The 20546-nt window shown below is 43.4% G+C and carries 14 protein-coding genes and 1 pseudogene; 10 read left to right on the top strand and 5 right to left on the bottom strand.

The features are described 5' to 3' along the window. Positions 1–15 precede the first annotated feature (15 nt). Positions 16–2670: an eCIS core domain-containing protein gene (locus AACU32_RS15100; protein ID WP_339377915.1), complete on the top strand. Its 2655-nt coding sequence runs from the start codon at positions 16–18 to the stop codon at positions 2668–2670. 335 nt (positions 2671–3005) lie between these two features. After that, on the top strand, positions 3006–3368 hold the full coding sequence (locus AACU32_RS15105) for a hypothetical protein (protein WP_339377916.1): 363 nt from the start codon (positions 3006–3008) through the stop codon (positions 3366–3368). 311 nt (positions 3369–3679) lie between these two features. Here the strand turns inward: AACU32_RS15105 and AACU32_RS15110 are convergent, their stop codons facing one another. From AACU32_RS15110 to AACU32_RS15120, 3 genes are all read right to left on the bottom strand, one after another. Further along, the gene (locus AACU32_RS15110) at positions 3680–3928 is read right to left on the bottom strand and encodes a hypothetical protein (protein WP_096600768.1); all 249 of its coding nucleotides are present in this window, start codon (positions 3926–3928) and stop codon (positions 3680–3682) included. A gap of 8 nt (positions 3929–3936) precedes the next feature. Next, the gene (locus tag AACU32_RS15115) at positions 3937–4173 is read right to left on the bottom strand and encodes a hypothetical protein (RefSeq protein ID WP_339377917.1); all 237 of its coding nucleotides are present in this window, start codon (positions 4171–4173) and stop codon (positions 3937–3939) included. A gap of 245 nt (positions 4174–4418) precedes the next feature. Then, on the bottom strand, positions 4419–4601 hold the full coding sequence (locus tag AACU32_RS15120; protein ID WP_339377918.1) for a hypothetical protein: 183 nt from the start codon (positions 4599–4601) through the stop codon (positions 4419–4421). Positions 4602–4701: 100 nt separating this feature from the next. Here AACU32_RS15120 and AACU32_RS15125 point away from each other — a divergent pair, with 100 nt between their 5' ends. The 8 genes and pseudogenes from AACU32_RS15125 to AACU32_RS15155 all read left to right on the top strand — a co-directional run bounded on the left by AACU32_RS15125 (position 4702) and on the right by AACU32_RS15155 (position 19428). Continuing rightward, on the top strand, positions 4702–5133 hold the full coding sequence (locus tag AACU32_RS15125) for a hypothetical protein (RefSeq protein ID WP_096600770.1): 432 nt from the start codon (positions 4702–4704) through the stop codon (positions 5131–5133). An 88-nt stretch (positions 5134–5221) separates the two neighbouring features. After that, positions 5222–5326: pseudogene (locus tag AACU32_RS40730) on the top strand (IS110 family transposase); the annotation flags it as partial. 484 nt (positions 5327–5810) lie between these two features. Then, positions 5811–11150, top strand: a complete 5340-nt coding sequence (locus tag AACU32_RS15130) for a non-ribosomal peptide synthetase (RefSeq protein WP_096600772.1) — start codon at positions 5811–5813, stop codon at positions 11148–11150. Between the two features lie 1275 nt (positions 11151–12425). Next, positions 12426–16061: a pyruvate:ferredoxin (flavodoxin) oxidoreductase gene (nifJ, locus tag AACU32_RS15135; RefSeq protein ID WP_096608027.1), complete on the top strand. Its 3636-nt coding sequence runs from the start codon at positions 12426–12428 to the stop codon at positions 16059–16061. Positions 16062–16251: 190 nt separating this feature from the next. Then, complete coding sequence (locus AACU32_RS15140) at positions 16252–17166, top strand: DNA adenine methylase (RefSeq protein ID WP_339377920.1); 915 nt, start codon at positions 16252–16254, stop codon at positions 17164–17166. Further along, positions 17141–17875 carry an HNH endonuclease gene (locus AACU32_RS15145; protein WP_096600776.1) on the top strand — a complete coding sequence of 245 codons (735 nt, stop codon included), beginning with the start codon at positions 17141–17143 and terminating at the stop codon, positions 17873–17875. The genes AACU32_RS15140 and AACU32_RS15145 overlap by 26 nt, the downstream gene beginning before the upstream one ends. A gap of 555 nt (positions 17876–18430) precedes the next feature. After that, the gene (locus tag AACU32_RS15150) at positions 18431–18820 is read left to right on the top strand and encodes a hypothetical protein (RefSeq protein WP_096600778.1); all 390 of its coding nucleotides are present in this window, start codon (positions 18431–18433) and stop codon (positions 18818–18820) included. Positions 18821–19038: 218 nt separating this feature from the next. After that, complete coding sequence (locus tag AACU32_RS15155; RefSeq protein ID WP_096600780.1) at positions 19039–19428, top strand: endonuclease domain-containing protein; 390 nt, start codon at positions 19039–19041, stop codon at positions 19426–19428. Positions 19429–19865: 437 nt separating this feature from the next. Here AACU32_RS15155 and AACU32_RS15160 read toward each other — a convergent pair whose 3' ends face one another. Then, positions 19866–20120 carry a hypothetical protein gene (locus AACU32_RS15160; protein ID WP_096600784.1) on the bottom strand — a complete coding sequence of 85 codons (255 nt, stop codon included), beginning with the start codon at positions 20118–20120 and terminating at the stop codon, positions 19866–19868. Between the two features lie 45 nt (positions 20121–20165). Then, a partial coding sequence (locus AACU32_RS15165) for a tetratricopeptide repeat protein (RefSeq protein ID WP_339377921.1) occupies positions 20166–20546 on the bottom strand: 381 nt, incomplete at its 5' end.

The raw sequence follows: 20546 nt of genomic DNA on the forward strand, positions 1-20546 counted from the left end.
ATTTAGGGGAAATTTATGAAAACCAACGAGAACCAAAAAAGCACGAGTCATCAGCCAGTGACGCAAAAGCCTTTTTTTGGAGCTGCGCCAGAGCAAGCATTCTTTACAGCAGAAAGGACACCATCTACACCTTTTTTCCAAAAGTCGTCAACCATTCAAGCTAAATCTACAACCGATGAAAACGAGGAACTAAATCAGTCAGCAGTGCAACGAATGTCGGCTTTTGAAAGCGAAGTTAAGGATAATGGGGCAGTACAGAGAAAGTTTGTTAACTCATCACCAATACAGGCAAAATTGGCTATCGGTGAGCCAGGGGACAAGTACGAGAAGAAACCAGATCGGGTAGCTTCCCAGATGGTAGGACAAAGCCAAGACGTATATGAGCAACGCCCCAACCAAACAGGTCTGCCCGACAACCTCAAATCCGGCATCGAATCGCTTTCTGGCATCTCCCTTAACAACGTCAAAGTCCATTACAACTCATCCCAGCCCGCGCAACTGAGCGCCCTCGCCTACGCCCAGGGGACTGACATTCACCTCGCGCCTGGGCAGGAAAAACATCTACCACATGAAGCCTGGCACGTCGTCCAGCAGGCGCGGGGTAGGGTGCAGCCAACTCATCAATTGCGTGGGGTGGACATCAATGACGATGAGGGTTTAGAACGCGAAGCCGAGCAGATGGGTAGCTTGGCTCTTGCTTCTCCTGCGGCGGCGTTCGGTAAGGCCCCTATTCAAACTATGCCCTTCAATTCACCCCCTTTGCAACGGAGTAACTTTGCTCGCTCGATTGTTCAACGGGTGGGAGGAGTGAAGTCTGGGTACGACCCCGATACCATTGTAAAGGAATCCTTTAAAACAGCCGTGAAGGAATTATTCGATCTCGCGAGGAAGGTGAATAAAATCAGGAAAAAAATTGCCACGCTAAAAAATAAGGACCAACTGGATCGCCTTGGTCAAGGTCAAAAAGGATCACAGGTCAAGGGTGCTTATGCCAGCTCCCTCATCGCCATTAACCTTGATCCTAAGTGGCTGAACACTATGTTAACGGAGCCTAATGAAATTCAGAGAATTTTGGATGATGCAGTAGCTATTAAGATCATTGCTTTAAGAGAGGCTGAGTTAATTAGACAAAAGATTACAGAGCTAAAGACAAAGGTTTCGGTCAAGTTGGATTCGGAAGAAATTCTTGATCAGACTTGGAAGGTTGAAGATGGTGGACCTCAGCCAACTGCCAAAATTCTTACAGGTGTCGACGCTCTGTATGTGATCAAAATACCAAAAGACGAGTCAAAGGGAGTCTTTCGAGATGTCTATAGAAAGCTAGGAAAGTCAGACGGGGAACATCTAGAATTGGTCGATCATAACGAATATGTCATGGATGATTTTAGAAAACCGACGCGTCGGTACGCCTATATGGAGAAGGGATACTACCAATGGATGAGCTTCAAAGAAAAAGGATTTTTGACAGGCAAAACCCAGAATTTAATTGGTGCCACAACGGACGTTGCGAGCGATACCATTGATCCGACGAATTTTCGCAACCAAAAACTCACGCAAGAAGAGCGCGCGCTTTATCTCCAGATCGAGTTTTCCTTCGGTGATACTCCAGAAAATCGCAAAATTGCTTTAGCGTATATGCATCAGTGGAAAGGGAGCGGACCGGGTCAGAGAGGCTTGAGTTTGGCTTCCACTGATAAGGAAAATGCCGTTTTTGGCAATGCTGGCGAACCGTTCAAGACAGCTGACGGGGCAAAATTTAAGGTTGATTTAGCCAAGATAAACCCTGCTGACAACATATTGATCAATCATTATAGTATTGATAGCCAAACCCGCTCAAAGCTGGAAGGAGATGGCAAGGATTCTAATCGCCTACTCGCCAGGAAATACGAATACGAGCGTAGCGTCATCAAGAATCGTGAGATTTATATTCGCAACCTGAAGCCGGAAGCCGTGGTAAGCATCACACCTCACGCGACCGGTGTAGACATTGATCGCGATTCGGCCATTTTCAATGCTCAAAAGAAAGCAGCGATCGACAGTTCGCAAGCAGCCAAGAGCGCCAAGGCTGTGGAAGACAGGAAAGCGATGCTGCAGCAGGATTTGGCACAGGCTCATCAGAAAAAAAGCGCGGCGCAAAGGGCAATGCAAACAGCCAACGATAACTTGCGTGTCGCCAATATCAATCTCTCGCTATGCAATCCCCGGTATTTGAAGAAGTCTTGGCGCGAAGACTTAAAGGTTAGGATGACTGATTATAACTACTGGCAATACGTTGTCGAGTATTGGTCCAGAGCCATGACACAGCAGATGGATTTGATCAAACAGGCTGACGTGGCCATTGCCGCCTTGCCTGCCCAAATTTTGGAATGCGATCCCCAGATAGTTCATTTTAAATCGCTAATAAAGGCCAAACCCGATGGCTCGAATGCCCACGCTACTAAGGGCTGGGCAACGGGCGAATTATACATGCAAGGATATGAAGCAGGACTGAAGTCGGTACAAGGGAAGAAGATGACCAAAGATCAAGCGATCCGAGAGATATTTAATCTGGCCTACAAAGACGGCGCGAAGAAAGCTTCGGCAGAAAAGGAAGGCAGGCAGTATCCCGAATACAAGTATGAAGCCTATTGGGTTGGCTATGGAAATGCACTGAAAACGGCTGTGGTATAAGAAAGATGTCACGAAATGGTACCAATATGGCTAATTACGACCGCCAACTCATCATCGTCCTTTTGACTGACGGCGCACAGGACGCGCCCACATTGGCGCAGGCAAAGGCCTTGAATCAAAAGACGCGGGGCGAGACGCTCGATTCAGAGATCGTAACAATCCGCCCCTGCGCACAGCCAGCCTGCACGTTTGCGGCAGCGGGAGTAGAGGAACTACGGCTGGCGGTGGCAGGACGATTGCGGGTATCGCGGCCGATCACGGCGAGTACGCGTGTGTATCTCGTGGGAACGGGCAATTGGCAGCACAGGACACTGTCAGGTTGCACACCAGAGCAGGTGGCTGCAGTGCTGGGAGAGGTGAAGATGATGGCGGTGAAGGTGATCAGCATAGTTGCGGATAGTTTGGGGCGCAGTGGATCTGCCTTGGTACAGCCAGAGCTTGCGGCGAGCATAGAAAGCTTTGCTGCACTATTCCATCGTCGGTTAAAGGAGAATTGGCAGATCCAGACAGTGGTGCAAGCGCGGGTAATGCAAGTTACGGTCGTATTGCCCCCCCCAGGTGTCAAATCAGATCAAGCTATGCCAGCCCTTGGGCAGAAAGTAACAACGGTAGAAGGGGAAACCAGACATCACCGCCCCAACAGCAAAGTTAAATTCCTCTGGGAGGGAGAAGCTCAGCGAGCGGAGTGGGCGTACTGAAGAAGCACCTACATGTTAGCGCGCGAAAATCCAGCCAGAGGGAGACTAGCCCCTGACGATGTTAATTTGGATCATGATGACGGACGTACATCTGCGCAAATGGGCGGAAAAGAGATCTCCAATACAACGCACATTTACGTCCTGACTTGCGAGTAGGGTGCGTTGATGATGAGTGATCGCCCGTCCTTTAAAGCGAGCGCGGTTCATGTAGGGCGCGTTGACGATGAGCGATCGCCCCTTCTGTAAAGCGAGCGCGGTTCTTGTTTGGTGCGTTGACGTGCGATCGCATACAATATGACTGATCGCATCCTTTAAAAATCAACCTTTCCCGGAACCCCACCCTTAACCCATAGCCACCAGCGCCGGACATACATCTCAATGCGGAACACATCCGCACCCTGCTCATAAAGCCGAGAAACCAAGTCCTGCATCCGTGCAACGGTTTTCATCGCCATCCCTAACCCCAATTGAGAGAAGAAATACCCCAGGAAATTAAACCCCCGTGCAATCCGTCCCATAAACGTTTTATCGGGGTGTTTCTCCACCTGTAGCGCATTCATCACCTGATTCACCGCCTTAATTGCCCGCCGCAACTTCCACCGCGTCGGCGCAAGGATGACCAATACTCCACCCGCTCATCTTCACCCCAAAACAATCGTAATTCCCAAAACTGATAGGTTCCTGCCCGTAATAGCTGCTGTATAAGTAATTTTTTCTCCTGCCACCACCGCCGCACCTGCCAAACATCCGAATTATAGCAGGAGGCAGGAGGCAGGAGGTAAACTAACGTGAGTTCGATGCACAAGATTTTGACCTCACCCCTAACCCCTCTCCTAAAAGGAGAGGGGAACGAAAAGCCTAATTTTTTGTTACTCCTCCCTCTCCTGGGAGGAGAGGGAGGCGGGTGGGTGAGGTTCCGCCGAATTCACGTTAAACTATTGCTTAGACTTGCATTCACGCTTTGAAAATGTCCTAACACTCCTGGCAATAGCTATAAAATGATGGTGGGCGCGTTTCTCACACATCCTTTGCAACGCCGGATCTAAAACCTCATCCGACACAATGCGATCGATTAACTTCATCCGATTGCCATCTACAATATAAGAGATATTCTAGCGATCGCATTGAGCCAAGAGTACTCAAACCCCAACCCAAGTCATATCCTCCTATGACCAAACCTCGACGCGCTATCAAACCCCAGATCACTGCATAAAAACCGAAGGTAGTTGCCATTACAGCCTACAATACGATGATAAAATTTAGGTAAGTAACCACACAAAATTAATTACAGTCAATAATCACCTCGTTGGTTGTGAATGAGATCTAGTTGTGTGTGAATGAGTACTCATTGATAGAGAACCCGATCACGTTGGTTGTGAATGCGATCGCCTTGTCTATGGATGAGTACTCGTTGATAGAGAACCCGATCGCGTTGGTTGTGAATGCGATCGCGTTGTCTATGGATGAGTACTCATTGATAGAGAACCCGATCGCGTTGGTTGTGAATGCGATCGCCTTGTCTATGGATGAGTACTCGTTGATAGAGAACCCGATCGCGTTGGTGATGAATGCGATCGCCTTGTCTATGGATGAGTACTCGTTGATAGAGAACCCGATCACGTTGGTTGTGAATGCGATCGCCTTTTCGATGAATGAGTGCGATCGCCCCGATGGTAAAGCGATCAATCTGATTTTTTACTTCCCTTACACAGTGCGATCGCTCTCGCTGCTAACGCACCCTACGTGGATTTGCGTAGATGGGTGATTGGTTTTTTTAAAAGTGCGTTGGCGCAGCCCGCCATAGGCATCGCTCTTTTTGGGTGCATTAACTTAAAATACGGCACCATGATGATATTGCTTTGACAGTGCGATCGCTGTTAATCATTTTAAATGCAATGGTGCGTGATAATTTGCCTTGGTGCATTAGAGACAACTTTAAACCAATTGTTAAAGCGTAAGGCTTGCAAACATTTTTATACTTTGCTTGTTCCCAAAAGTAGGCGATCGCAGTAAATTTTTCATGCTTTTTTTTGCCGCTAAAGCGCAACTACGAACATTTTCTATTGCATCATTTTAGCCTGGTCACGTCACTACAGATACTTAGATTTTTGCCGAAATCAAATCGGACTCCGATAGCTGCATAACTTAAATTCTTTAGCCCTATCAAAACAGAGACATAAGATATAGGACTCCTATTTGATTTTTGAACAAACTCCCTAGGGATCGCAAGGGTTGATTTCCTACTCCCGGTCTACGCCAATAATCAAAACGGATGACTATAAGTAGGGCGGTGCAATTAAACATAACTGGCGAGGACTGTCATTTGTCATTTGTCATTTGTCATTGGTAAGGGTTTCAAGCCAATTTACGTTTCGTAACATAGTTTGGTTTTTTTCCACCGACTTACTTAGTTGCTCATGAAACAACAAATAATCAAAAAATATGAACACATATACTCTTAGCACTGATAATTCTTACTCTCTAGTTACTAACGAATCGCCTGAAAACCAAAATACTTTAGCAAAATTACGTTTAATTATTGCCGAACTACTCAAATGTGAACCTGAAGAAGTGGATGTGCAAGTACCATTTCTAGAAATGGGTGCTGATTCAATTGTTTTAGTTGATGCAATTCGTCAGATTGAAAATACTTTCAATATTAAAATTACAATTCGACAGTTATTTGAAGAATTAACTAACCTGAGTGCATTGGCTAATTATATTGAGGAAAATGTCCAACTAGAACCACTGAAGTTGCCAGAGCAAGAAACATCAGCAATGCCAATCAATCTACAGCCTCTCCAAAACTTTCAAGATTCAGAAAAGAAATCGGAAACATTAGTAGAAACAGTGCTGCGGCAGCAGTTTGAGTTGATGTCTCAACAATTGGAAATCTTGCGTGGTTCAAATTTATCAACTAATTCAACTGTTTCTCCTAGCCAAAATCAAGCAGCAAATTCTGTCTTTAACTCAGTAGTACAAATAATACCTGACTTGAAATTAGAAGAATTAAACCCATCTACAGTCAAAAAAGCTGATTCACCTTCTTCTTTCTGGCGAGTTGAACAATCCCAAGCCAAAACCTTGACGCCACAACAACAACAATATTTAAATTCTCTAATCGCACGCTATACCAAACGTACAGCAAAATCCAAACAGCGATCGCAATCTTATCGCGCAGTCCTCGCCGATAGAAGAGCTACAATAGGATTCCGCCCGGAAACTAAAGAAATCCTGTACCCTATAGTTGGCGATCGCTCTCAAGGTTCGAGAATTTGGGATGTTGATGGCAATGAGTACATAGATATTTCTATGGGTTTTGGCGTACATCTTTTTGGTCATAATGTTCCTTTTATTACCGCAGCCCTAGAAAATCAAATTCAGCAAGGGACACAAATCGGCCCCCAATCAAAACTTGCAGGTGAGGTAGCCACTTTAATCTGCGAAATGACGGGAATGGAACGAGTCACTTTCTGTAATTCCGGTACAGAAGCGGCGATGACAGCGATGCGTATCGCTCGTGCAGCCACAGGTCGTGCTAAAATTGCTATCTTCAAAGGTGCTTATCACGGACACTTTGACGGTACTTTAGCCATACCCCAAACCTCTGAAGACGGAAAATTACCAGCACAACCAATGGTTCCGGGAGTGCTGCAAAATATGGTTGATGATGTTTTACTGCTAACTTATGGTACTCCTGAATCACTTGAGATTATTAAAACTCATGCCCATGAATTAGCAGCTGTTTTGGTTGAACCTGTACAAAGCCGTAAACCCGATTTACAACCCAAAGAATTTCTGCAACAGCTGCGAGTAGTCACAGAACAACTAGATATTGCCTTGATTTTCGATGAAGTAATCACAGGTTTCCGCGTTCATCCCCGTGGCGCGCAAGCATGGTCTGGTGTTGATGCAGATATTGTTACCTATGGTAAATTAATTGGTGGAGGGATGCCCATCGGGGTCATCGCTGGCAAAGCAGACTACATGGATAAAATCGACGGTGGTTTCTGGAGCTATGGAGATGATTCTTATCCTGAAGTAGAAACAACATTCTTTGCTGGTACTTTCTCCAAGCATCCATTGACGATGGCAGCAACACGAGCTACACTTTTACACCTCAAAGCTGAAGGAGCGGCTCTACAGGAGCGATTAAATCAACGCACATCTAATTTAGCTGCCACACTCAATAATTACTTTGAACAAGCAAATGTGCCTTTGCGGATAGTACATTTTAGTTCACTGTTTCGCTTCACTTTATCCGGCAATTCCAGTTATCTTTATCAGCCTTTAGAAATGGATTTGCTGTACTATTCCTTAATTGAAAAAGGCGTTTATATTTGGGAAGGACGTACCTGTTTTCTATCTACTGCACATACAGATGAAGATGTGAATTATGTAATTCAAGCAGTTAAAGATAGTGTACGGGAATTGCAAGCTGCGGGTTTTTTTTCCAAAAGTCCCAAGTTATCAACAGACCAGCCGCAAACACCTAAAACATCAGAGCGTGTAAACAGTGCTGTATCTTTGAAAGTACAAGATACTATCGAGCCAGAAGTCAAAGAAGCATTCAAAATTCCCTTGAGTGATGCCCAAAAGCAGCTGTGGTTTTTAGCGCAAATGGGTGACAATGGCTCTCTTGCTTATAACATCTCCCTCAATATTCAATTACAGGGTACTTTTGATTTAGCTGCTATGCGTCAAGCCGTGCAGCAAGTTGTGCAACGGCATGAAGCTCTACGCACTACTATCAGCAGTCAAGGCGATTTTCAAGAGATATTACCATCACTGAAAATAGACGTTCCCGTAATTGATTTCTCAAATGTCAAAGATAGTCAGTTACAAGTGAACCAGTGGTTACAAAACCACAGCCGCGAATCTTTTGACCTGAGCAATGGGCCTTTGTTCCGGGTGCGAATTCTGAAATTAGCAGAACATTTACATCTACTAGTAGTTAGTGCCCATCACATCATTACCGATGGCTGGTCAATCAGTGTCATCTTGCAAGAAATGATGGCATTGTATTCAGCCAAGTGTCAGGGTCATGTTTGCCAATTGGAACCAGCAATGCAATTTAGTTCCTATCTCGACTGGCATCGCCAATTCTGTGCAACAGAAGAGATGAAAGCCCATGAATCATATTGGTTACAGAAGTTTGCTAACCCAGTTCCAGTTTTAGATTTACCTACAGACCGTCAGCGTCCGCTAGTCAAAACTTATCAAGGTGGCAGACAACAGTTATTACTTGACGCTAATGTCAGTGCTGCCATCAAACAACTCGGTAAGCAAAACGGTTGCACCTTATTTATGACGCTGTTATCTGCATACGCAGCCTTACTGTATCGCTTAACCAACCAAGACGACCTCACCATCGGTATTGCGGCCGCTGGGCGTTCTCTGGAAGGTAGCGAGAGACTGGTGGGTTATTGCAGCCATATGCTACCAATACGCACTCAAATTATCGGCGATGTCACCTTTGTTGAACATCTCAAAGCCTGCAAAAGTATTTTGTTAGATGCCTACGAACATCAAGATTATCCTTTCGCTAAATTGATTGACAAGCTGGGAGTTAACAGCATCAATGCTACCTTTAATCTGGAACGCCCCGTAGCCATTCCGCAAATGTATGCTTTAGAAAGCAGCTTGTTACCTCAGTCTATCAGCTATGCTGATTATGATCTTGGCTTAAATGTGACTGAGATTGATCGTGAGCTACTGTTGGAATGCGACTATAATGCAGATTTGTTTGATGCGGCGACTATTGAGCGCATACTGGGGCATTACCAAACCTTATTGTTAGGGATTATTGCCAGTCCCCAAACATCACTCTCGCAATTATCCTTACTAACAGCAACGGAACGCCAGCAAATCTTGGTTGAGTGGAATCAAACCCAAACCGACTATGACCGAAATCAATGTGTTCATCAAATATTTGAGCAACAAGCACAATTAACTCCTAATGCTGTAGCAGTGGAATTGGGTGAACAAAAACTCACTTACCGAGAGTTAAATCACCGTGCCAACCAATTAGCGCATTTCCTCCAAAGTTTAGGTGTCAAACCAGAAGTCCTTGTGGGTATTTGCGTGGAACGTTCCCTGGAAATGTTGGTGGCGATGCTGGGTGTTCTCAAAGCTGGTGGTGCTTACCTACCCCTAGACCCGGCTTATCCTCAAGAACGCTTGGCTCATATGCTAACTGATTCTCAAGCCTCGGTGTTACTGACAAGTGCTAACTTAGTGAGTCAACTACCGCCATCTGCCGCCAAATTAGTCAAATTAGATACCGATTGGCAAGTGATTTCACGGCAACCAATTGCGAATCCCTTTAGTAGTGTTAAGCCTGGGAATTTAGCTTATGTGATTTATACGTCAGGTTCTACAGGCAAATCAAAAGGAGTACTTATTCCCCACCAAGCTTTAGTCAACCATAACTACGCCATAGCTAAAAATTATGAACTCAAAGCGAGCGATCGCATTCTCCAATTTGCTAGCTTTAGCTTTGATGTAGCGGCTGAGGAAATATTCCCTACTTGGTTGAGTGGCGCAACTTTGGTACTGCGACCAGAAGAAATATTTAGCATTTCAGACTTTGTGCAATTTGTCAAAAAACAAGACTTGACTGTCTTAAACCTGCCAGTGACATATTGGCAAGAGTGGGTTTCCCAAATGCCTCAAATTAGTTGGGCACAAAATGTCCGCTTGTTAATTGTTGGTAGCGAAAGAGTTTCATTAGAGCGATTTCTAACTTGGAAAGAGCAAGTAGGTAGTAACGTTAGTTGGCGAAATGCTTACGGCCCTACTGAAGCGACGATTACAGCTACAATCTACGGTTCTCAATTGAGTTTAGATCAACAAACAGCTGCTTCACTATTTATTGGTCGTCCCGTTGCTAACACCCAGATTTATATTCTCGACCAAAATTTACAACCAGTACCGGTGGGTGTACAAGGTGAACTGCACATTGGTGGTGATAGTTTGGCACAAGGTTATCTCAACCGTCCAGAATTAACAGCCGAAAAGTTTATTTCTCACCCTTTTAGCGATGAACCAACAGCCCGCTTGTACAAAACAGGGGATTTAGCCCGCTACAGAAGCGATGGTACGATTGAATTTATTGGTCGCATTGACCATCAAGTAAAAATTCGCGGTTTCCGCATCGAATTGGGAGAAATAGAAGCAGTACTAAGTCAACATCCACAAGTAAAAGAGTGTGTGGTTATTGCCAACAATGACCAATTAGATTCTCAGCAATTGCAAGCGTACATCGTTTTTCATCAACAGCAAAATGTAGATAATAGCGAACTGCGTCGCTTCCTCAAGCAAAAATTGCCTGAGTACATGATACCTTCTACTTTCTTCCAAGTAGAAACCATACCCCTCACCCCCAACGGTAAAATTGATCGTCTGGCTCTAAATCGCTTGGGTGTGTTAATCAACAATATTGAAGTGAATATCGTTCCACCCCGCAACCCTATCGAGAAGTTACTAGCTTCTATTTGGGCTGAAGTTTTAAACTTAAAACAAGTCGGTATCTACGATAATTTCTTTGAATTAGGAGGTAATTCGCTCTTAGCGATGCAACTTTTAAATCGGGTTAACGAAGCCTTCTCTCTAGAGTTACCGTTGCGTAGTTTATTTGAATGCTCGACAATTGCTGAACTAAGCGAATTGGTAGAGGCTCACAAACTAGAAGAATTAGAAAGCGATGCTTTAGAGCAAATTTTAGCGGAAGTTGATGAGTTAATTGATACAGAAATTGAACAAATGCTTGCCAATTTTTAGCTTGAATTGCTCCAATTAAGCCGCATAAGTAACCAGACAGAATTAATTACACAATGTCATTGCAAATGGAGCGTTCGCGTAGCGTTCAAGGGAGAGAAGCCGCTCCGCGTCTACGCTGCGCTCGCAATGACAGTAATTACAAACAACTGGGATGCTCCCCTGTGAATTGTCCATACTGCGGCTCTACTGAGATGAGGAAAAATGCCTGGAGGCGAGGTTAATTGTGACTTGTGTTCCGCCCCGCTTTTCTACGAGACGCTACGCGAACGCTAAGGGACTTCCAAATAAAAAAATATTCCAATCATTAACTTACCAAACCCGCAACTCGTAGGGGCGGGGTAACCCATTGGTGTCAACTTAAGTCAAAACGCTTATTCCACAGGCATTTTACCCCACCCCTCAATCCCCTCCCCGCAAGCGGGGAGGGGACGTTTTGCGTCAGCAAAACTGGGGTGGGGTAGCGCGGATATTGGTGGTACGTGATTTTGTATCAAATCACATCTTGGCAAGGGTTTCATGTTAAGTTGACACCAATGATGGGTAACCCCGCCCCTACAATTTGGCATAATTTATTTTTTGGAGTTCCCTAAGGCCAATTCATTGATGTCTACAGCCCAACAAAAGGATACTTAGATGAGAAAAAAATAGAATGCTTTTAAGCATAAGTTAATGGTGCTGTCTTTAGAGGATGTCTGAGCAGCGCCCACTCCGAAAGTTATCTGATTAATTCTCGAACCTCTACCCCCTAAATCATCAATAATTTGCCGGAAATGCATAGCCCAAGGGTTTTGAGCCTCTTGAGTACAGGATTAATATATATAAATTTACACAGAATAGCTTGTGGGATAATAATACAAGAATTAGAGATGAAGGATGAAGTATGAAGTATGAAATTAACTATCCATAAAGAGATAGGGTGGAAATATTGACAAGTTTTAAGTTTTTCCTCAGTATAAGTGCTTCATGTACTGATTTTTCATCCTTTATCTTTGATACTTCAGACTTATTTAGTTGATAAAGTATGATGGAAATTTAGGCAGAAAATAGTTCTTTAAAAGTGAATATTGAAAAATTTTATTACCTGGTATTCCTTAACTCTAATTCTTCTATCCAGGCATTTATCTAATTTTGAGTAGCAGGCAGTTATAAATAAAACCTAGTTGGAAATGCTTGGAAGTAAAGAGTCCAAAATAATGGACTCTTAAAGTGTGTTTATGCCCTTCTACAGAGCAATGAGAATATCTTCGCATCTGGCTGACAAAGCAGGAGTCAATGATGAACAAAACCTTTGCTACTATCGACGGGAATGAGGCTGTTTCCCGGATTGCTTACAAATTAAATGAAGTAATTGCGATTTATCCTATCACCCCCTCCTCAACAATGGGTGAATGGGCTGATGCTTGGGCGGCGGAAAATCGTCCTAACTTTTGGGGTACGGTTCCCAGTGTGGTGCAGATGCAAAGTGAAGGTGGCGCTGCTGGTGCTGTACATGGGGCGTTACAAACGGGTTCCCTGAGTACAACTTTCACAGCATCCCAAGGTTTATTGTTAATGATCCCCAATCTCTACAAAATCGCTGGGGAATTAACAAGTACGACAATTCACGTTGCTGCACGTTCGTTAGCTACCCACGCTTTGTCTATTTTCGGCGATCATAGTGATGTGATGGCATCACGGGCGACAGGTTTTGCTATGCTGTGTTCGGCTTCGGTGCAGGAAAATCTCGATTTTGCGCTGATTTCCTATGCTGCGACGTTAGAGGCGCGAGTTCCGTTTATGCACTTTTTTGATGGGTTTCGTACCTCCCATGAAGTGCAGAAAGTAAAATTACTCTCAGATGATGATTTGCGATCGCTCATCAACGACGATCTCATTTTAGCTCACCGCAGCCGCGCCCTGACTCCAGACCGTCCAGTACTCAGGGGTACAGCCCAAAACCCCGATATTTACTTCCAATCTCGTGAAGGTGCTAACCCTTATTACAGCGCCACCCCCGCCATTGTGCAACGGCTGATGGATCAATTTGGCGATCGCACGGGCAGGTATTATCAAATATATGAATATCATGGCGCACCGGATGCCGAACGTGTCATTGTCATCATGGGTTCCGGCTGTGAAACCGTCCATGAAACCGTAGATTACCTCAACAACCAAGGCGAAAAAGTCGGTGTGGTAAAAGTCAGACTTTATCGCCCCTTCGATATCGCAAGATTTGTAGCAGTCTTACCTAATACTGTACAAGCGATCGCTGTCCTCGACCGCACTAAAGAACCAGGTAGCGCCGGCGAACCCTTATATTTAGATGTGGTAGCTGCAATTCATGAGGGATGGGGAAATGACAGGGGGACGCGGGGACTTCAGGACGCGGAGATTAATTTCTCCGCGTCCCCGCGTCTCCCTTTCTCCGTGTCTTCCTCACCCTCTCCCAAAATCATCGGCGGGCGCTACGGTTTATCCTCAAAAGAATTCACCCCGGCGATGGTGAAGGGGATTTTCGATAACCTCGCCTTACCTACGCCGAAAAATCACTTTACTATCGGTATTAATGACGATGTTAGCCATACATCCCTGAACTTTGACCCGAACTTCTCCACCGAACCTGATAGCGTTGTCCGGGCGATGTTCTACGGCTTAGGCTCTGATGGAACAGTCGGCGCTAACAAAAACTCTATCAAAATTATTGGTGAGGAAACAGACAACTACGCCCAAGGCTACTTTGTCTACGACTCGAAAAAATCTGGCTCAATGACGGTTTCTCACCTGCGCTTTGGACTCCAGCCAATTCGCTCAACTTACCTAATTGACAAAGCCAACTTTATTGGTTGTCATCATTGGGGATTTTTAGAAAATATTGACATTCTCAAAGCGGCGATTCCGGGGGCGACGATTTTAGTTAATAGTCCATACGATGCGGATACGGTGTGGAAACAGTTACCGGTGAAGGTACAGCAGCAAATTATCGATAAGCACCTGAAATTATATGTGATTAATGCTAACCAAGTTGCCCGTAGTAGCGGTATGGGCGGTAGAATTAACACAATTATGCAGGTGTGCTTCTTTGCCTTAGCTAATGTTTTACCACAAGCAGAAGCGATCGCCAAAATTAAGCAAGCCATTGAAAAAACCTACGGTAAAAAAGGCGCAGAAGTTGTGCGCATGAATTTGCAAGCCGTAGATAACACCCTGGCTAACCTACATAAAGTAGACATCCCCCAAACCATTCAGCAGCCCAAATCCCAAAACGAAAATACACAGCTTGATAACGCCCCAGAATTTATCCGCGAAGTTCTGGGTAAAATCATGATCTGGGAAGGTGATGATTTACCTGTAAGTAGCCTACCAGCTGACGGTACATTCCCCACAGGTACAACCAAATGGGAAAAGCGTAACGTCGCCGAAGAAATTCCTGTATGGGATGAAGATGTCTGCGTTCAATGTAGTAAATGTGTGATGGTTTGTCCGCACAGCGCCATCCGCGCCAAGGCTTATCAACCAAGTGATTTAGTTAATGCACCAGCCAGCTTTAAGTCAGTTGATGCCAAAGATAGGGACTTCGCCAATCAGAAATTTACCATCCAGGTAGCCCCAGAAGATTGTACAGGCTGCGCTATTTGTGTAAATGTCTGCCCAGCCAAAAATAAAACTGAGCCATTGAAAAAAGCCATTAACATGGCACAGCAGCTACCATTAAGGGAACAAGAGCGCAAAAACTGGGATTTTTTCTTAAATTTACCCAATCCCGACCGCAGACAACTCAAACTCAACCAAATTCGCCAACAACAACTGCAAGAACCATTATTTGAATTTTCCGGTGCTTGTGCTGGTTGTGGAGAGACACCCTATTTAAAATTATTGACACAATTGTTTGGCGATCGCTCAGTTATTGCCAATGCTACCGGTTGTTCTTCCATCTACGGCGGAAATTTACCCACAACTCCTTGGACAACCAACGCCCAAGGAAGAGGCCCAGCATGGTCTAATAGTTTATTTGAAGATAACGCCGAATTTGGTTTTGGTTTCCGCCTCTCTTTAGATAAACAAGCCGAATTTGCAGCCGAATTACTGCAAAAATTCAGCGGAGAAATCGACGATAACCTAATTCACCCCATCCTCAACGCTACGCAACACACCGAAGCCGACATCTGGGAACAACGGGAACGAGTAGAGTTGTTGCAACAAAAGTTAGATAAAATTCTCACAACTGAAACAGACTCAAGTCGCAAATCTCAAATCCAAACCCTCAAAGCCCTTGCAGATTACCTAGTCAGAAAAAGCGTTTGGATTGTCGGCGGTGACGGCTGGGCGTATGATATTGACTTTGGCGGTATCGATCATGTTTTAGCCAGTGGTCGCAATGTGAATATCTTGGTCATGGATACAGAAGTATATTCCAACACAGGCGGACAATCATCCAAAGCCACCCCCAAAGCAGCCGTCGCCAAATTTGCCGCCAGTGGTAAGCCTGCGCCGAAAAAAGACCTAGGTTTAATCGCCATGACCTACGGAAATGTCTACGTAGCCAGTGTAGCCTTAGGTGCAAGAGATGAACATACCCTGAGAGCATTTTTAGAAGCCGAAGCCTTCAACGGCCCATCATTGATTATTGCTTACAGCCATTGCATCGCCCACGGAATTAACATGACCACAGGCATGAATCATCAAAAATCTCTGATAGAATCAGGAAGGTGGTTGCTGTATCGGTATAATCCTGAGTTGCAAAAAGATGGTAAGAATCCACTGCAATTGGATATGCGATCGCCTAAGCAATCGGTAGAGCAATCAATGTATCAAGAAAATCGCTTCAAAATGCTCACCAAAAGTAAGCCAGAAGTTGCCAAACAACTCCTAGAACAAGCGCAAGCCGAAGTAGATGCGCGTTGGCTGATGTATCAATATTTGGCAAATAGGTAAAGGGTAATGGGTAATAGGTAATGGGTAAAAACCTATTATAGGATTTCCTCATCACATGAGGTACATCATAGCCCCCTCCTCGCTTGCGGGGAGGGGGTTGGGGGTGGGGTGACTACATATACTTAAGGCTTATGATAAGCTTATTAAAATAATTTGTTCTTTACTTAAAATGGTAAGCCTCCCACATCTGGTGCAATATCAAGGTAGTAAAAGAAACCTTGCATCAGATATTCTCAAATTTCTGCCTAAAACTGTAGATAGATTAGTAGAGCCATTTGCCGGAACTGCCGCAATTAGTATTGCTGCCTCTGCTCAAAAAAGTACTCAAAACTTTTGGCTCAATGATTTAAATCAACCCTTAATTAAGTTATTAGAATTAATCGTAGAAAATCCTGAAAAAATAGCAAATGCTTATGCAAATATCTGGAATGAGCAGCATAGTAATTCATTAGAACATTACTATCAAGCCAGAGATCAGTTTAATACCACTAATGACCCTCAAATTTTTCTCTATCTGTTGGCTCGATGTGTTAAAGGGTCTGTTCGATATAACTCTGAAGGTTTTTTCAATCAAAGCCCTGATAAAAGGCGAAAGGGAACTCAGCCTGACAGAATGAGAAAAAATATAGAGGGTATTTCTCATCTGCTAAAAAATAAGTGTAGATTTACCTGTTTAGATTATAGAGAAGTTTTATATACAGTTAAACAAAGTGATTTTGTCTATTTAGATCCACCTTATCAAGGTGTGTGTGGCAATAGAGATACAAGATATTTGGCTGGAGTAAGTTTTGATGATTTCGTTTTAGCTCTTGAAGATTTAAATCGCAAAAGAGTCGCGTTTGCAGTTAGTTATGATGGCAAACGAGGAAATAAAACTTTCGGTAACACTTTACCAGAAGAATTAGGTCTGAGAAAGATAGAAATTGAAGTTGGGCGATCATCCCAAGCAACACTCTTAGGTAAAGAGGAAATAACGATAGAGTTTTTGTATTTATCACCAGCTTTAATTCGTCATCAAAAGTCAGAAATAGAAAGCTATATTACCAAGTCATACAAACAGCTTATGGTGTTGGAGAAGCATGGACAGTTCTCAGCAGCTACCTGATGATTTCATTCAACTTTGTCAATCTGTGACTGCCAAAAGACCAAAAGCTGTTATTGATCACATTTTGCAACATGGTTTCGTAACTACAGAAGAACTCAAGAATACATACGGCTATAATCATCCTCCAAGAGCAGCAAGAGATGTGAGAGAACATGGAATTCCTCTAGAAACTTTCCGTGTTACAGGAAGCGATGGTAGAAGAATCGCTGCTTATAAATTTGGCGATATTAGTAAAGCTAGATTCTCTCGTTTCTCTGGTAGAACTGGTCTATCAAAACAATTGAAAGACGAATTAATTAAAAGATATGGCTGTAAATGCTTTATTTATTTAGAAGAAGTAGATGAGCGTGAATTACAGATTGATCACCGTGTTCCTTTTGAAGTGGATGGGGAACCGGAACTTTTACCTGAATACTTTATGCTGCTTTGTGGTTCTGCCAACCGAGCAAAATCTTGGTCATGTGAGCATTGTCAAAACTGGAATAATCTTAAAGATAAGTCTATCTGTTTATCTTGTTACTGGGCTTATCCTGAAAACTATACACATATAGCCATGCGACAAGTAAGAAGAGTAGATCTAATTTGGCAGGGAGAAGATATTAGTATATACGAAAAATTAAAACAGCAAGCTGTAGAACTGAACAAAGAAATTCCAGAAGTCATCAAGGAAATTTTGGAGAGAGAAATCGGTCGGAATGACGATATGTAAAATGATAACTAAGTAAGTCGGCAGGAATAAACAAAATTATGTTCTTTTGTTTCAGAGCTTAGTACATTTTGATAAGTTTTTCTGTGTTGTTTTACTGGAATCAACTTCAGGGTTCCCGGAATCAACTTCAGGGTTGACGTTTCCGTGTTTCGCGTACCCAGAATCAACTTCAGGGTTCCCGGAATCAACTTCAGGGTTGACGTTTCCGTGTTTCGCGTACCCAGAATCAACTTCAGGGTTCCCGGAATCAACTTCAGGGTTGACGTTTCCGTGTTTCGCGTACCCGGAATCAACTTCAGGGTTGACGTTTCCGTGTTTCGCGTAGTCTGTAGTAAATTTCGCCTTGAGGTTAACACTAACAGACTGGTGGTTTAAAATTTGCCAACAGATTTAAACCCTAGAAATTAGCGGCTTTTAGAGTTTTGTAATTATAAATTGGGATAAATTACTGAAATTTTGGTGTTTTTCCGAAAAATCAACAATTTTACGTATGACAAATTTTGCAACCATTGTCCAATATAGATTTAGCAAAAATTTGGCAATAGGGTGCAAATTATGGCAAGAATTAAACGTAGTTCACGTATTCTGAGCAACGCTGAAAAACGTCTAGCTAGTATTGAATCTATTAATTCCAGCCTAGATGTAGGAGAAGGGTTGACAGTCCAAAATTATACTAAAAAAATTGAAAAACTGCGACAATCTCTAAAAACATACAATCGCACACTCTCCACTATCGATAATTTATTAACCCAGATTATCGAAGATGAAAAAGATTTAGCAGACTATTCTCAGAAAATCTTGGGTGGTATTGCTTATAAATTCGGTAACAATAGCCACGAATATCAAATGGCTGGAGGTACTCGCAAAAGCGATGTCTACGACGGGCTACGCCTACGCAAACGTCCTGAGCGTCAAACCACGGTTACACCTACTAGCAAAGACTAGGGCGTGTTTTCAAACTACTCGTTTCGCCTTCTAAATTTCTCGATCCCCCTAAATCCACGCCACTTGCTACAAGTCGGGAAACCGCAAGGGCGCAGTGGCTCCCCTTAAAAAGGGGGACTTCAAGACTCTTTTAGCCCCCCTTTTTAAGGGGGGTTGGGGGGATCGAATTCTATGCAGCCTCATAAAAAATTGCTATACAGAGATAAACACTATAGACTATGACAAACAATCTTAAAAGTAGCGATTTTTATTTACCTTATAATCCAAAGCTGATAGAAAGAGCAAAAGAACTTCGCAAAAATATGACACCCGCAGAAAGAAAGCTGTGGTATGAGTATTTGAGGAATTTTCAATTTCGGGTTTTAAGGCAACGACCAATTAATCATTTTATAGTTGATTTTTATTGTCCTACTTTACAACTAGTGATTGAAATTGATGGGGATAGCCATTTTACAGATGAAAGTCAGGAATATGATATGGAGAGAACAAGAATTCTAGAAGGCTATGGTTTAAAGATTATTAGGTTTACAAATAGTCAAGTTTTAAATCAGTTTGATAGCGTGTGTGTGCAGATACAGGGTTTAATCACCCCTAAACCTCATTTTTAAAGAGAAACTTTCTTAAAGTCCTTCCTTTGTAAGGCTACGGTGTATAGACAAGTTTTATAACCTAGCCCCACAACGTTTTGATCCCCCCTAACCCCCCTTAAAAAAGGGGGGGAAAGAATCAAAGTCCCCCTTGAAAAGGGGGATTTAGGGGGATCAAACCACATTTTGCACTTAGCACAAATATGTGTGTTCACTGTAGCCATACAAGTCTTATAACCTAGCTCCACAACGTTTTGATCCCCCCTAACCCCCCTTAAAAAAGGGGGGAAAAGAATCAAACCACATTTTGCACTTAGCAGAAAGATGTGTGTACACCGTAGCTTTAAAACAGGGGGTAAAAGTTATTAAAGTCCCCCTTTTTAAGGGGGATTTAGGGGGATCTAGATATGTGCAACTTCACATTAAATTGGTATTAACACTGTTTGATTATCGGGATTTTACACAAGATTTCTAGCTACACGATTGAGAAAACTCAAGTAATCATCAATTTCTTCGTAGCCATCTAGTTCTTGTTCTTCTTCGGAATTGAGTGAAGAATTTTGCTGTTTGGTTAGTAAAGCTGCAATGCGATTTTGGATAATATTAGAAGCTCTAAATATAGGTATTCCCTCTTGCAACTCAATGCTGATTGCACCTTCTAAAAGTAAGGTAGGAGGTAAATTATGAAGCGTTGGCAGCAATGGAGTTGTCATAGTAATTCTATGAAATCTTGCAAGTGATTATAGCGTATATCTTTTTCACCGCCGAAACCAAGCACGAACCCAACGCCACAACCGCCGCCACCACCCCCAAAACCCACGCCGAGAACCTACAGGTGCTTTTGGTTGCGAAAGACGCTCAATTTTATCGTTGCAATCTTGCACATCAGCATCAAGTCCCATTGTCTGATATAGTTCACGCGCATTGCGATAAGCACCCAGCGCGTCTGATTCTCGATTGACGTTTTCTAATACTTCACCTAAATTAAACCAGGTATTTGCTTCTCCTCGAATATCGCCAATTTCTTTAGATATGTCCAAAGACTGCTGGTAGAACTCAATCGCCCTTTGGTACTCTCCCAGGAATAAGTAAACATTACCCAAACCCATTAAGGATTTACCTTCGCCATAGCGATCGCC

The sequence above is a fragment of the Calothrix sp. NIES-2100 genome, from assembly GCF_963875285.1.
Classification (GTDB): domain Bacteria; phylum Cyanobacteriota; class Cyanobacteriia; order Cyanobacteriales; family Nostocaceae; genus Aulosira.